This is a genomic window from Siccibacter turicensis LMG 23730 (assembly GCF_000463155.2).
GTDB lineage: Bacteria > Pseudomonadota > Gammaproteobacteria > Enterobacterales > Enterobacteriaceae > Siccibacter > Siccibacter turicensis.
On the sequence record NZ_AWFZ01000042.1, the window covers coordinates 435,152 to 448,504 of the forward strand.

Below are 13,353 nucleotides of genomic sequence, written 5' to 3' on the forward strand. Positions count from 1 at the left end.
CGGCGGCGTAGAGGGTTTGCAGGCACGCCACCGCGTCAGGTAACTACTCGCCTTTCCAGCTCGCCCACGCCGAGGTATGGGCCACGGTGTGTTCCATGGTGACGGTTGCGAAACGCAGCGATATCAGCTCCTGGGGCTGCAAATCGTTGTGGGTGACCGAGTTGGGATAAAGGTAGTTTATTTCAGTGATGCGGGCCTTTGTCAGCTTCATTTTGAAATAGAGTTCATTCCCGCCGTGGGCGCTGGTGCGGTAAAAATGAAAGCAGCACTCCAGCGTCTCTTTATCGTTCAGCGCCTGCAGCAGCAGCGGCGTGGCTTTATCAATGGGCTTGCGTACGGTCACAGGATGAAAGCTGAGGTTGTCCTCGCTGGTAACGGTATTCGCGATCTCATAGATAAAAATCTCATCTTCATGGCCGCGCTGCCATTTGTTGCCAATCGACTTTTCCGTCCCGCATCCTGCGGAGAGCAGCCCTTGCTGGTAGCCGGTCACGCTCAGGTGGATGATGTTTGCCATACAGATTACTCCCTGGCGACTGATTCATTAAGGTAGGCCTAATACCATCTGGAATATTTTGAAAAAAGGTAAAAGACAATCACGGCTGACAGTATCGTGAGCAGCGTGGTGTGCTCCGGAACAAGGTGCGCAAAAATAAACGCGCAGGCCCCAATAATCGTTAACGGCGCAAGATAATTGAACGCCATGCCCAGCGCCTGTTTTATCCACTTTATAAACCAGCCCGTCATGGTTTACTGACCAGATCGTTAATCAGAAACGTTATCTCCTCGGCGTTATCGCTGCCTGAATCCAGTAAATTGATAATTTTCGACATGGGTTCTTCAATAATGTAATAGAGCATCTCAAGATTATTTTTATACAGATCCCAGTAGTAGTCAGGATGAAGGATTTTCAGCTTTCTGGCCGCGAGTGCCGCCTTCTGAACCTTGCCATAAACCCCGGCGGCAGAGACGATATAGCCTGAGTTTTTGATGATGGATTTCATCGTGGCGTCTTTGAAATCCCGGGAGCTTAATACCAGCAGCGCCAGGAAATAGGCGAGGGTGTAGTTGCCGAGGTTATCGGTCGCCTTATCTACTGCAATACCCACCAGATGCCGTGCAATTTTGACCAGTAATGAACGCTCGTCTTTATCAGTGAGTTGGTCGACTTTTCGCTTAAACCAGATCTCTACCATATCGAGAACCACGTCCGGACGGGTGAGCGTCTCTTTTTTACTGAGAATGTAGCGCACGTCTTCGTGTTTGATCTCAGCGCACACCGCGGATTTACCCGGAATAAAGCACGATGACAGCCAGGAGGCGCGTTCTATGCCCGCAAGGGTATCGTTCGCCATCTCATAAAGGCTCTCACCGACGGCGCTTACCGCGCGGTCCAGCCGGCTGGCGAGATCGCTTTCGGCCCGGGCCTGTAATTTAAGGGCATCGCTGTAATAAGACATTCGTCATCCTGACTGAATACTGATGACGCCATTATAATTTCGCGGCTTAACGTTGTAATTAGATGAGGCCGTTACGCTTTACCGTAATAAAAGCGAATTACTTGTCAGATATTACGCATTCAGGTTATTACATCCGGCAATATGATTTTATTTTTCGGCGCAGGAAGGGTGCCCACGGCAACTGGCCATGCCCAGAATTAACGACATACCTGCCCATTTATAATATCAATTCATTTGACGGTCACATGGCTGAGACACTATACCTGTTGGTCTACAAAATAAGATTTACACACCGTCGGGGCTCCTATGATTCATCTGGAACGTAAAAACTATGCGCAGCTGGGTACGGTTACTGCGCCTTATGTTCACGCTGTAAAACACAACGACACGCTGTATGTCTCCGGGCTGACGGCGTTTGGCAGCGCGGCGCAGGGGCAGGATATGGCAAGCCAGGCGCAGGAGATATTCCGCCAGCTGAAGGTGATTGCTGCCGCCGAAAACACCACGCTCAGCGCGCTGATTAAAGTGACTATCTTTGTGACCAGCCTCGATGCGCTCCCCGCGCTGCGGGAAGTGCTGTTCGCTAACGTTGAGGAGAGCCTGCCTGCCAGTTCACTGGTGCAGGTGAGCGGCCTGTTCTCGCCGGATCTGAACGTCGAAATCGAGGCGGTGCTCGCGCTTGACTGAACGTCGGGCGGGCAAGTTCCATGACCGCAACCCGGGAGTCTGCTAGCATACGCGTCAGTCTTTATACCTTGAGAATCCCGACGTGACCGCTTTTGCCGATTTAAACGCCTTACCTGCCGCTCAGCTCGCCAACCTTAACGAGCTGGGTTACCTCGCCATGACCCCGGTTCAGGCCGCTGCGCTGCCCGCAATCCTCGCCGGAAAAGATGTCCGTGTGCAGGCAAAAACCGGCAGCGGCAAAACCGCTGCGTTCGGGCTGGGGGTGCTGCAGCATATCGATGCCAGCCAGTTTATGACCCAGTCGCTGGTGCTCTGTCCGACCCGTGAACTGGCGGATCAGGTGGCAAAAGAGCTGCGTCGCCTGGCGCGCGCGATGCCAAACATCAAAATTCTCACCCTGTGCGGTGGCCAGCCGTTCGGCGTGCAGCGCGACTCCCTGCAGCACGCGCCGCACATTATCGTCGCCACCCCAGGGCGTCTGCTTGACCACCTTGAAAAGGGCACCGTGAAGCTGGATGCGCTGCAGACCCTGGTGCTGGATGAAGCCGACCGCATGCTGGACATGGGCTTCGCCGAGGCGATTGACGATGTGATCCGTCACGCGCCTGCCAGCCGCCAGACGCTGCTGTTCTCCGCCACCTGGCCGGCGGGCATCGCCGCCATCAGCAAACGGGTTCAGCGCGATCCCCAGAGCATTGAAATCGACACCGTGGACGAACTGCCGGCGGTTGAGCAGCAGTTTTACGAAGTGTCACGCGGCGGCAAAATTGGCCTGCTGCAGGCGCTGCTCAGTAAGCACCAGCCCGCCTCCTGCGTGGTGTTCTGCAACACGAAGAAAGATTGTCAGGCCGTGTGTGACGCGCTGAACGCGCGGGATCAGAGCGCGCTAGCGCTGCACGGCGACATGGAGCAGCGCGACCGCGATCAGACGCTGGTACGCTTCGCCAACGGCAGCAGCCGTGTGCTGGTCGCCACCGACGTGGCGGCGCGCGGGCTGGATATTAAATCGCTGGAGATGGTGATCAATTTCGAACTCTCCTGGGACCCGGAAGTGCACGTCCACCGCATCGGACGCACCGCACGCGCCGGCGCCAGCGGGCTGGCCATCAGCTTCTGCGCACCGGAAGAGGCCCAGCGCGCCGCGGTGCTGGCAGAGATGCTTAACCTGTCCCTGAACTGGCAGGCCGCGCCGTCTGGCGGAGTGGTGAAACCGCTGGAGCCAGAGATGGCCACGCTATGCATCGACGGCGGCAAAAAAGCCAAAATGCGTCCGGGTGATATTCTCGGGGCGATGACCGGGGATATGGGGCTGGACGGGGCGGACATCGGCAAGATCGATATGCATCCGATTCATGCCTATGTCGCGGTACGCCAGGGCGTGGCGCGCCATGCCTGGAAGCAGCTGCAGCAGGGAAAAATCAAAGGCAAATCGGTGAAGGTGCGGTTGCTCAAATAATCCCGCCCGTCACGCCGCGTCAAAAAAAACGCCCCGACGGGGCGTTTTTCGTTTTATTCGCTGGGCGCTTTCTCCGCTTTGCCTGCCAGCTGGGCCAGAAAATCGTAGCGTTTTTGCAGATCGGCCGCGGCATCCTTCCACAGCTGTTCGGCCACCTCGGGCTGCTGCGCGTTGAGGCGGCGGAAACGCTGCTCCTTCATCAGCGTATCGGCCAGGGCATCCGACGGCGGACGCGAGTCCAGCGCCAGCGGTAGTTTCCCTTCATCCGCACGGCGTGGATCGAAGCGGTACAGCGGCCAGAAGCCGGTGGCGGTCAGCTGACGCATCTGATCGTGACTCAGGGCCAGGTCGTAACCGTGCTCCTCGCACGGGCTGTAGGCGATGATAAGCGACGGCCCCGGATAGGCTTCCGCTTCCTGAATCGCTTTCACCGTCTGGTTGAGCTGCGCCCCGAGCGAAATCTGCGCGACGTAGACGTGACCGTACATCATCATGCTGACGCCCAGATCCTTACGCGCCTTGCGCTTGCCGTGCTCGCCAAACTTGGTCACCGCGCCGAGCGGCGTCGCTTTCGACGCCTGACCGCCGGTGTTGGAGTAGCACTGGGTGTCGAGCACCAGGATATTAACGTTCTCGGTGAGGCTCATCACGTGATCCAGCCCGCCGAAGCCAATATCGTAGGCCCAGCCGTCACCGCCAATCAGCCAGATCGATTTCTCCACCAGCGCGTCGGCATCGGTCAGCAGCTGCGCGGCGCCGGGGTCATCGGCCAGCGCCGCCCGTAGCGCCGCCACCTGCTCGCGCCGCACTTCCGGTGTGGCATCGGCACGCAGGGCCGCCAGCAGATCCACCGGCAGTTTGTCAGCCTGTTCTTCCAGCAGACGCTGCACCCGCAGCTTGTGCTGGTCCACCGTGAGGCGGAAGCCCAGCCCGAACTCGGCGTTATCCTCAAACAGCGAGTTGGCCCACGCCGGCCCGCGTCCGTTGGCATCGGTGGTGTACGGGGTCGAGGGCAGGTTGCCGCCGTAGATTGACGAGCAGCCGGTGGCGTTGGCAATCAGCAGCCGGTCGCCGTAGAGCTGGGTGAGCAGCTTGATGTACGGCGTCTCACCGCAGCCGGAGCACGCCCCGGAGTATTCGAACAGCGGCGAGATAAGCTGCGAGGTGCGAATGTCGATACGCTCAAGGCTGGTGCGGTCGATCTCCGGCAGGTTGAGGAAGAAGTCGTAGTTCACTTTCTCCTCCTCGACGTGCTCGAGACGCGACATCATGTTGATGGCCTTGATCTCCGGGTTCTGACGATCTTTCGCCGGGCACACCTCCACGCACAGGTTACAGCCGGTGCAGTCCTCCGGCGCAACCTGCAGCACGTACTTCTGGCCGCGCATGTCGCGGGATTTCACGTCCAGAGACTGCATCGCCTCCGGCGCGTCGGCGAGCGCGTCCGGCTGTACCACTTTGGCGCGGATCGCCGAGTGCGGGCAGGCCGCCACGCAGTGGTTACACTGGGTGCAGATCTCCGGTTTCCAGATGGGGATCGCTTCGGCAATATTGCGCTTCTCCCAGCGGGTGGTACCCACCGGCCAGGTGCCGTCCGGCGGCAGGGCGGATACCGGCAGCGCATCCCCCAGCCCGGCCAGCATCGCCGCGGTCACGGTTTTCACAAAGTCCGGTGCCGCGTCGGACACCACCGGCGGGCGCTGCGGGCTGTCGGCGTTAACCGCCTCAAGCGGCACGGCGAACAGGGATTCCCGGGCCAGGGCCAGCGCTTGCCAGTTGCGCTCGACCAGCTCCTGGCCTTTGCTGCTGTAGCTTTTGGCAATCGCGCCCTGCAACGCCGTGAGGGCGCTGTCGCCCGGCAGGATCTGAGTCAGGTGGAAGAACGCCATCTGCATCACGGTGTTGATGCGCGCCCCAAGATGACACTCCCGGGCAATCTTCGCGGCGTTGATGACGTAGAACCGCGCCTTGCGCTGCACCAGCGCCGCTTGCAGCTCCTGCGGCAGCCGCGCCCACACCTCATCCGGGGAGTAGGGAGTATTGAGCAGGAAGATGCCGCCCGGCTTCAGCCGCTCGGCCATCTGGTACTTATCCACGAACTGCAGCTGGTGACAGCCCACAAAATCCGCCTTGTCTATCAGGTAGGCCGAGTTAATCGGGCGTTCGCTGACGCGCAGATGCGAGACGGTAAGCCCCCCGGCCTTTTTCGAGTCGTAAACGAAATAGCCCTGGGCGAACAGCGGCGTGGCATTGCCGATGATTTTGATGTTGTTCTTGGTGGCGGAGACGCTACCGTCGCTGCCAAGACCGTAGAACAGCGCTTCGAGTTTAGCGTGTGACGGCAGGGTGTTTTCCGGCAGCGGCAGGGATAGGTTAGTGACGTCGTCATAGATACCCACCGTAAAGCGCGGTTTCGGCTGCGCGGCGCTCAGCTCGTTGAACACCGCCAGCACGCAGGCTGGCCCGAACTCTTTCGAGGAGAGGCCGTAGCGCCCGCCAAGGGTGCGCGGCAGCGTCTCACGCTCGCCGGCGTTGTAGGCCTCGGCCAGCGCGGTCATCACATCGAGATAGAGCGGTTCGGCCAGCGCGCCGGGCTCTTTGGTGCGATCCAGCACCGCCACGCTTTTCGCGCTCTGGGGCAGCACCTCAAGCAGGTGACGGGCGCTGAACGGCCGGTAGAGCCGCACCTTGAGTACGCCCACTCTCTCGCCGCGCATCAGCAGCTCGTCCACCACCTCTTCACAGGTGCCGATAGCCGATCCCATCAGCACGATCACCCGTTCTGCCTCGGGGTGGCCGTAATACTCGAACGGACGATAGGCGCGCCCGGTGGCCTCGGCAAAGGCGTCCATCGCGTCTTCAACGTGCTGGTAGACCGCGTTGTACCAGGGGTTAGTGGCTTCTCTGGACTGGAAATACGTATCCGGGTTCGCGGAGGTACCGCGGATCAACGGATGCTCGGGGTTCAGCGCCCGGGCGCGGTGGGCGTCGATCTCTGCCTGCGGCATCAGGCTGCGCAGGGTGTCGTCGGCCAGCGGTACAATCTTATTTATCTCGTGCGAAGTGCGGAAACCGTCGAAGAAGTGGATAAACGGCACCCGGCTTTTCAGGGTGGCAATATGGGCGATCAGCGCAAAGTCCTGGGCCTCCTGCACGCTGCTGGCGCACAGTAGGGCGCAGCCGGTCTGGCGCACCGCCATCACATCGGAGTGGTCGCCGAAGATCGACAGCGCATGGGTAGCCACGGTGCGCGCCGCCACGTGCAGCACAAACGGCGTCAGCTCACCCGCCAGCTTGTAGAGCGTCGGGATCATCAGCAGCAACCCCTGCGAGGAGGTGAACGAGGTGGAGAGCGCACCGGTCTGCAGGGCACCGTGCACGGTCGCGATGGCACCAGCTTCGGACTGCATCTCCACTACGCGCGGTACGTCGCCCCAGATGTTTTTCAGGCCGTTACCGGCCCACGCATCTGCCTGCTCCGCCATGGTGGAGCTTGGCGTGATCGGGTAGATGGCAATTACTTCGCTGGTACGAAACGCCACCGAGGCGACCGCGCCATTGCCGTCAGTTGTGATCATAGTGACACCCTTACATTGCGCAAAAAGAGGGGCGCGTATCGTCAACGCACCCTGTAATTATGGGGCAATTTTAGCAAAGGGGGTGTCCGGCCATTTTCGCTTTTGTGTCCTTTACACCTGGAAACCGCAGGGTTAATGGGCGCGCGTACTGGCGCCTTAAAAACAAGCGAAACCGGGATAATCCGATATAGCTCAAAAAAACGGCGAAAAAGCAGCAAAACCCCAGGTAAATTTTTCTGCAGGCTCGACAGCGCGCCGTCCGACTGCATAAGATGCCCGGGGTCTGGTATTTCATGTTTGAGGGGAGAACTATGCGCGCAGCGTTTTGGGTAGGGTGTGCGGCACTTTTATTATCGGCTTGCAGCAGCGAGCCAGAACAGCAGGCGACGGCCGCACACGTGCCGCCGGGAATGCGTGCGGCGCTGTCCGGAACCGGGGCGGCTAACTGTGCGATGGCGGGTGGCGTAGCGCTGGTGGCGCGTCAGCTCGACGGGACATCGACCGGGATGTGCGCCATGCCGAACGGCAAACGGTGCAGTGAAAGCGCCCTGGCGTCGGGCAGCTGCGGCAGCTTTTAAGTGACACGACAGGCGGGTGGATAACGCACCCCGCCTGGGCAGGTATTACCGACGGCACCCTCTCCGCACGGAGAGGGCCGGGGTAACAGAAAGGTTAAAGTTCGTTGGCGCAGGTCTCGCCGTTTTCCAGCTGACGCAGGTTTTCCAGCGTGGTTTCTGAAATGCTGATCAGCGCCTCTTCGGTCAGGAACGCCTGATGACCGGTGAACAGCACGTTGTGGCAGGCGGACAGCCGACGGAACACGTCATCCTGAATCACATCATTCGACTTATCTTCAAAGAACAGATCGCGTTCATTCTCATACACGTCCATGCCCAGCGCCCCAATCTTCTGGCTTTTCAGCGCGTCGATCGCCGCCTGGGAGTCAATCAGCGCCCCGCGGCTGGTGTTGATGATCATCACGCCGGGTTTCATCTGCTCAAAGGCGCTGCGGTTCAGCAGGTGGTAGTTCTCCGGGGTCAGCGGGCAGTGCAGCGAAATGACGTTGGACTCTGAGAACAGGGTTTCCAGATCGACATACTCCACGCCCAGTTCCAGCGCCGCCGCGCTCGGGTACGGGTCGAACGCCAGCAGGCGCATCCCGAAGCCTTTCAGAATACGCAGGGTCGCGACGCCGATTTTGCCGGTGCCAATCACCCCGGCGGTTTTGCCGTACATGGTGAAACCGGTCAGCCCTTCGAGGGAGAAGTTCGCATCGCGGGTACGCTGATAGGCGCGGTGAATTCGACGGTTCAGGCACATCATCATGCCGACCGCGTGCTCGGCCACCGCTTCAGGGGAGTAGGCCGGAACGCGTACCACGTGCAGGCCAAGCTCTTTTGCGGCGTCCAGATCGACGTTGTTAAAGCCGGCGCAGCGCAGCGCGATAAACTTCACGCCGTTCTTTTTCAACTCCTCCAGCACCGGGCGGCTGCCGTCGTCGTTGACGAAGATACAGACACCTTCGCAGCCGTGGGCGTTTTTAGCGGTCTTTTCCGTGAGTAGAAAGTCATAGAAATCGAGTTCAAAGCCGTATTGCTGGTTAACATGCTCCAGATACTTTTTGTCGTACTGTTTTGTGCTGTATATCGCCAGTTTCATAAGGCTTTCTCCTGTGACTTTTTCGTCACGTTAGCATATTTAAAATTATCTGACAAATTATCAAATATATTTATAGAGCAGGCGGTTACCTCTCATTTTAGGTCAATTACGCTTACCCGGGATCCCTGACTTCAACTGCCGGGGCAAACATGCCAGAATGAGGCATACCGCTGGCTAAAATTATTCGCTTATTCAGGATATTAACTGCCCATGAAGGGTAAATACAGAGCCGTCATCGCCATTGTGCTGCTTATCGTCCTTCTGCTGCTTACGCTGCTGCACACCACGGGGTACTGGCTGCCGGGGTTTGCCGGGCTGTGGCTGCCGAAAGGCACGCGCATTGCGCTGGAGTCCGGCCCACGGCTGACGCGCAACGCGATTGTGATACCCGATCTGCGTTATCTGGCGGGCGAGTGCCAGTTGGCGCAGGTGAAGAACGCCACGCTGCGCCATCCCAGCCGCTGGCAGCTTGACGTCGACAGCCTGACGGTAAACAGCGCCTGCCTGAGTAAGCTGCCCGCTGGGGCAGAAACCGACGACGCGCCGCGCACCCTGGCCCAGTGGCAGGCGATGCTGCCGCGTAGCGTGCTGACCATCAAACGTTTCTCTCTCGACCCCTGGCAGCAGTTTGCCGGGTCGCTCTCGATGGCGCTGAGTCCGGAAAATCAGCAGCTCAGTTTTCAGGGCGAACGGCTGCGGGTCACCGCACGGGTAGAGGGCCAGGCGCTCACCATCAGCCAGCTGGAGCTGCCGCTGTTCGACGGTGAACCGCCGCTGGCGCTGGCGGGTGAGCTGACTCTTGGCCTGCTGCCGAGCGGACTGCCGACGCGGGGTAATGTCCGCACCTCGCTGCATCTTCCGCGCGAGCCGCGGGACGCGACCGCCGAACTGGAGTGGGACGACAACCGCGGGCAGCTTATTGTCATGGCGCCGGACGTCGCCGATCCGCTGCTCGATCTTCCCTGGACCGTCACCCCCGAAACGCTGACGCTGAGCGACGGGCGCTGGAGCTGGCCGTATCAGGGCTTTCCCCTCAGCGGCCGGGTGGCGGTAAAGGCGGAGCACTGGCAGCAGGGGCTGGACAACGCCCGCATCTCTGGCCGACTGAACGTGGTGACCGAAGGCAGCGCCGGGAAAGCCAACGCGGTGCTCAACTTTGGACCGGGTCGGCTCAGCCTCACCGAGAGCGCCATGCCGCTGCGCATTACCGGCGATGCCAAGCAGCAGGCGATGATCTTTTATGCGGGTCTGCCGGGGGATCTCACCGGCCCGCTGCTGGACCCGGCGCTGCGTTTTCGCCCCGGTGCGCTGCTGCGATCGCGCGGACGGGTTATAGACGCCCTGAACATCGATGAGATCCGCTGGCCGCTGGCGGGCGTCAGGCTGACGTCGCGCGGCGTGGACGGGCGCTTGCAGGCCATCCTGCGCGCCCACGAGGGCGGCACCGGGGATTTCACCCTGCACCTTGATGGTCAGGCGAGCGATTTTCTACCTGACAGCGGTGTATGGAACTGGCGCTACTGGGGCGAGGGCCACTTTACGCCAATGAAAGCCGCCTGGGATGTGGCCGGGCGCGGGCACTGGCGGGACGCCACCATCGAACTGACCGCGCTCTCTACCGGCTTCGACCAGTTACAGTACGGCAGCATGACCATGAGCACGCCCCGGCTGACCATGGCGCAACCGCTGCGCTGGGTACGCGACGCCCGGCACCCGTCGTTCAGCGGCGATCTGCGGCTCAACGCCGGGGAGACGCGCTTCAGCGGCGGGAGCGTGCTGCCCCCCTCGACCTTTACCTTTGCGCTGCAGGGCCGCGACCCTACCTGGTTTACCTTCAAAGGCGATCTGCGCGCCGGCGCCATTGGCCCGGTGCGTCACCACGGACGCTGGGACGGCGAGCGGCTTCGCGGCGAAGCCTGGTGGCCGAAACAGCCGCTGACCGTGTTTCAGCCGCTGGTGCCGCCGGAGTGGAAAATGGCGCTGCGTGACGGGTCGCTGTATGCCCAGGTGGCGTTTTCCGCCGCCGCGGATCAGGGCTTCGAAGCGGGCGGGCACGGCGTATTACGCGACGGCAGCGCATGGATGCCGGACAACACCCTCGACGGCGTGGACTTCGTGCTGCCGTTCCGCTACGGCGCCGGAACCTGGCATCTTGGCACTCGCGGGCCGGTGCAGCTCAACATTGGCACCATTGAAAACCAGATCGTGGCACACAACCTGACCGCCTCGCTACAGGGCTGGTATCCGTGGAGTGAAAGCCATCCGCTGGCGCTGAGCGATGTGAGCGTCGAGGCGCTGGGCGGCACGATTACCATGCAGCAGCTGCGCCTGCCGCAGCACGACGCCGCGCTGCTGCGGGTGAATAATATCTCCACCAGCGAGCTGATAAGCGCGGTCAATCCGAAGCAGTTTACGCTCTCCGGCCCGGTCAGCGGGGCGCTGCCGCTGTGGCTTGAACATCCGCAGTGGATCATCAAAGATGGCTGGCTGGCGAATCCCGGGCCGATGACGCTGCGTCTCGATCATGACACCGCCGACGCCATCGCCCGGGACAGCATTGCCGCCGGGGCGGCCATCAACTGGCTGCGCTATATGGAGATCTCCCGGTCGTGGACGCGTATCGACCTCGATAATCTCGGGATGCTGCACCTGCGGGCCAGCATCACCGGCACCGGAAAAGTGCAGGGTAAGAGCAGTACGGTACACTTGAACTACAGCCACGAAGAGAACCTTTTTACGCTGTGGCGCAGCCTGCGCTTCGGCGACAATTTACAGTCCTGGCTTGAACAACATCTGTCGCTGCCGCCGTCAACGTGCGCAGTGCCCGGGGCCGTGTGTGAGGAAACTGAATGAACCTGATGTCTTATGGCGTAGCCGCGCTGATGGTGCTGAGCCTGGCGGGCTGCACGCCGCGTATTGAAGTCGCGGCGCCCAAAGAGCCGATCACCATCAATATGAATGTGAAAATCGAGCATGAGATCCACGTCAAGGTTGATAAAGACGTGGAGTCGCTGCTTAAAAACCGTAGCGATCTGTTCTGAGGGAGGTGCCTGTGAAACTGACGCTGAAATCCTGTCTGCTGGCGCTGGTGATGGTCAGCCCGCTGGCGTTTGGGCTGACCCTGGACGAGGCCCGCCAACAGGGCCGGGTGGGCGAAACCCTGAGCGGCTATCTGGCCCCGGTGAAACAGGACCGGGAAACCCTTGCGCTGGTGAAGCAGATCAACGCCGCACGCGCCGAAAGCTACCAGAAGCTGGCCGAGAGCAACAATATCGCCGTGGATGAAGTGGCGCGCATGGCCGGGCAAAAGCTGGTCGCGCGGGCGAAGCCGGGGGAGTACGTGCGGGGCATCAACGGCAAATGGCTGCAAAAACAATCGCAATAAGGAGCAGAACATGGCTTACCAACACTACACGATCGCGCTGGGCGAGGTTGAACCCGGCGACCGTCAGGGGCTGAAAGCGCTGATTGAGGCGAACGCGCCGTTATTCAAACGCTTTGTGATGTCGGCGTTTCCGGACGATATGCGCTACGCCTGGGAGCCGGAAACCTTCAGCGTCAGCGACATCGACGAGACGCAGTTTCGCTTTAGCTGCAGCGTGCACTATTTTGAGCCGTGCGCTGACCGGAACCTGCACGATCGTCATGAGTATCAGGTGCCCTATAGCGTGCGCGACGGCGAACTGGCGTTCAGCCTCGATGAAACCCGCTGGGTGGTTGAGTAAACCACGCGCAAAAAAAAACCGCCGGATTTCCCCGACGGCCTGGTTATCTCAACGGCGGTTAGCCAGCAATCAGCGCATCGATAGCGGCTTTCGCATCGGCATTCGCTTTGGCCGCCACTTCCGGGCCGTAGGCGATGCCTTCCGCCAGCACCACGTTCACGTCGGTGATACCGATAAAGCCCAGGAACAGTGACATATAAGGGGTGACCAGATCGCTCGGGGCGTCTTTATGGATGCCGCCACGGCTGGAGATCACTACCGCACGCTTGCCGGTCACCAGACCTTCCGGGCCGTTCTCGGTGTAACGGAACGTCACGCCCGCACGGGCAATCAGGTCGAAATAGTTCTTCAGCTGGGTCGGGATGTTGAAGTTGTACATCGGCGCCGCGATAACAATCACATCATGCGCTTTCAGCTCGGCAATCAGCTCATCGGAAAGGGAGAGGGCTTCCTGCTGACGCGGGGTCAGCGGCGCATCTGACGGACGCAGCGCGCCAACCAGTTCACCATCCAGTACCGGCACCGGGTTAGCGGCCAGATCGCGCACGGTGATCTCATCCGCGCCGTGCTTTTCACGCCACTGATCGACGAAGTAGTCGCTGAGCTGACCGGACTGCGAGTAACCTGCCAGAATGCTGGACTTCAGAACTAATACCTTGCTCATGGGTGAATCCTTATACGTTTGGTTATCGGGGCACGTCGCCCTTCGCTTGCTGACACTCTATTCAGATTACGGGTACAGTGAAAGCGCAATATATCGAAGCCTATGTTCGAATTTATTGAATAAG

Annotated in this window: 12 protein-coding genes; 7 read left to right on the plus strand and 5 right to left on the minus strand. The window is 60.3% G+C overall.

Annotation, left to right across the window (positions count from 1 at the left end; all coding sequences use genetic code 11):
• Window positions 1-43: 43 nt before the first annotated feature.
• Both DW58_RS14025 and DW58_RS14035 read right to left on the minus strand, forming a co-directional pair.
• A complete protein-coding gene (locus tag DW58_RS14025) occupies window positions 44-517 on the minus strand; it encodes an Hcp family type VI secretion system effector (RefSeq protein ID WP_024547586.1) in 474 nt (157 codons plus the stop codon).
• A gap of 226 nt (window positions 518-743) precedes the next feature.
• A complete protein-coding gene (locus DW58_RS14035) occupies window positions 744-1,460 on the minus strand; it encodes a hypothetical protein (protein WP_024547587.1) in 717 nt (238 codons plus the stop codon).
• Window positions 1,461-1,766: 306 nt separating this feature from the next.
• Here DW58_RS14035 and DW58_RS14040 point away from each other — a divergent pair, with 306 nt between their 5' ends.
• Both DW58_RS14040 and dbpA read left to right on the plus strand, forming a co-directional pair.
• Window positions 1,767-2,147, plus strand: a complete 381-nt coding sequence (locus DW58_RS14040) for a RidA family protein (protein WP_024547588.1) — start codon at window positions 1,767-1,769, stop codon at window positions 2,145-2,147.
• Window positions 2,148-2,229: 82 nt separating this feature from the next.
• Complete coding sequence (gene dbpA / locus DW58_RS14045) at window positions 2,230-3,603, plus strand: ATP-dependent RNA helicase DbpA (RefSeq protein ID WP_024547589.1); 1,374 nt, start codon at window positions 2,230-2,232, stop codon at window positions 3,601-3,603.
• A 53-nt stretch (window positions 3,604-3,656) separates the two neighbouring features.
• Here the strand turns inward: dbpA and nifJ are convergent, their stop codons facing one another.
• Window positions 3,657-7,181: a pyruvate:ferredoxin (flavodoxin) oxidoreductase gene (gene nifJ / locus DW58_RS14050; RefSeq protein ID WP_024547590.1), complete on the minus strand. Its 3,525-nt coding sequence runs from the start codon at window positions 7,179-7,181 to the stop codon at window positions 3,657-3,659.
• A 311-nt stretch (window positions 7,182-7,492) separates the two neighbouring features.
• Between nifJ and DW58_RS14055 the strand changes: the two genes are divergently transcribed.
• Window positions 7,493-7,759 (plus strand): putative hemolysin, encoded by a 267-nt coding sequence (locus DW58_RS14055; RefSeq protein ID WP_024547591.1) that lies wholly within the window; start codon window positions 7,493-7,495, stop codon window positions 7,757-7,759.
• 94 nt (window positions 7,760-7,853) lie between these two features.
• Here the strand turns inward: DW58_RS14055 and DW58_RS14060 are convergent, their stop codons facing one another.
• The gene (locus DW58_RS14060) at window positions 7,854-8,840 is read right to left on the minus strand and encodes a 2-hydroxyacid dehydrogenase (protein ID WP_024547592.1); all 987 of its coding nucleotides are present in this window, start codon (window positions 8,838-8,840) and stop codon (window positions 7,854-7,856) included.
• Window positions 8,841-9,050: 210 nt separating this feature from the next.
• Between DW58_RS14060 and DW58_RS14065 the strand changes: the two genes are divergently transcribed.
• Genes DW58_RS14065 through DW58_RS14080 form a run of 4 tightly spaced genes read left to right on the plus strand, consistent with a single transcriptional unit; the run spans window position 9,051 to window position 12,565 of the window.
• Window positions 9,051-11,693: a YdbH family protein gene (locus tag DW58_RS14065; RefSeq protein WP_024547593.1), complete on the plus strand. Its 2,643-nt coding sequence runs from the start codon at window positions 9,051-9,053 to the stop codon at window positions 11,691-11,693.
• Window positions 11,690-11,881 carry a YnbE family lipoprotein gene (locus DW58_RS14070; protein WP_024547594.1) on the plus strand — a complete coding sequence of 64 codons (192 nt, stop codon included), beginning with the start codon at window positions 11,690-11,692 and terminating at the stop codon, window positions 11,879-11,881. Before DW58_RS14065 ends, DW58_RS14070 begins: the two co-directional genes overlap by 4 nt.
• Window positions 11,882-11,931: 50 nt before the next feature.
• Window positions 11,932-12,225, plus strand: coding sequence for a YdbL family probable chaperone protein (locus DW58_RS14075; protein ID WP_152525625.1), 294 nt, complete (start codon window positions 11,932-11,934; stop codon window positions 12,223-12,225).
• Window positions 12,226-12,235: 10 nt separating this feature from the next.
• A complete protein-coding gene (locus DW58_RS14080) occupies window positions 12,236-12,565 on the plus strand; it encodes a hypothetical protein (protein ID WP_024547596.1) in 330 nt (109 codons plus the stop codon).
• A gap of 58 nt (window positions 12,566-12,623) precedes the next feature.
• Here DW58_RS14080 and azoR read toward each other — a convergent pair whose 3' ends face one another.
• Window positions 12,624-13,229, minus strand: coding sequence for an FMN-dependent NADH-azoreductase (gene azoR, locus DW58_RS14085; RefSeq protein ID WP_024547597.1), 606 nt, complete (start codon window positions 13,227-13,229; stop codon window positions 12,624-12,626).
• Window positions 13,230-13,353 lie beyond the last annotated feature (124 nt).

Bases quoted from the DNA above. Each gene is read 5' to 3' on its own strand.
- DW58_RS14025 (WP_024547586.1), bottom strand. From the start codon at position 517: ATGGCAAACATCATCCACCTGAGCGTGACCGGCTACCAGCAAGGGCTG.
- DW58_RS14035 (WP_024547587.1), bottom strand. From the start codon at position 1,460: ATGTCTTATTACAGCGATGCCCTTAAATTACAGGCCCGGGCCGAAAGC.
- DW58_RS14040 (WP_024547588.1), top strand. From the start codon at position 1,767: ATGATTCATCTGGAACGTAAAAACTATGCGCAGCTGGGTACGGTTACT.
- nifJ (WP_024547590.1), bottom strand. From the start codon at position 7,181: ATGATCACAACTGACGGCAATGGCGCGGTCGCCTCGGTGGCGTTTCGT.
- DW58_RS14055 (WP_024547591.1), top strand. From the start codon at position 7,493: ATGCGCGCAGCGTTTTGGGTAGGGTGTGCGGCACTTTTATTATCGGCT.
- DW58_RS14060 (WP_024547592.1), bottom strand. From the start codon at position 8,840: ATGAAACTGGCGATATACAGCACAAAACAGTACGACAAAAAGTATCTG.
- DW58_RS14065 (WP_024547593.1), top strand. From the start codon at position 9,051: ATGAAGGGTAAATACAGAGCCGTCATCGCCATTGTGCTGCTTATCGTC.
- DW58_RS14070 (WP_024547594.1), top strand. From the start codon at position 11,690: ATGAACCTGATGTCTTATGGCGTAGCCGCGCTGATGGTGCTGAGCCTG.
- DW58_RS14075 (WP_152525625.1), top strand. From the start codon at position 11,932: ATGGTCAGCCCGCTGGCGTTTGGGCTGACCCTGGACGAGGCCCGCCAA.
- DW58_RS14080 (WP_024547596.1), top strand. From the start codon at position 12,236: ATGGCTTACCAACACTACACGATCGCGCTGGGCGAGGTTGAACCCGGC.
- azoR (WP_024547597.1), bottom strand. From the start codon at position 13,229: ATGAGCAAGGTATTAGTTCTGAAGTCCAGCATTCTGGCAGGTTACTCG.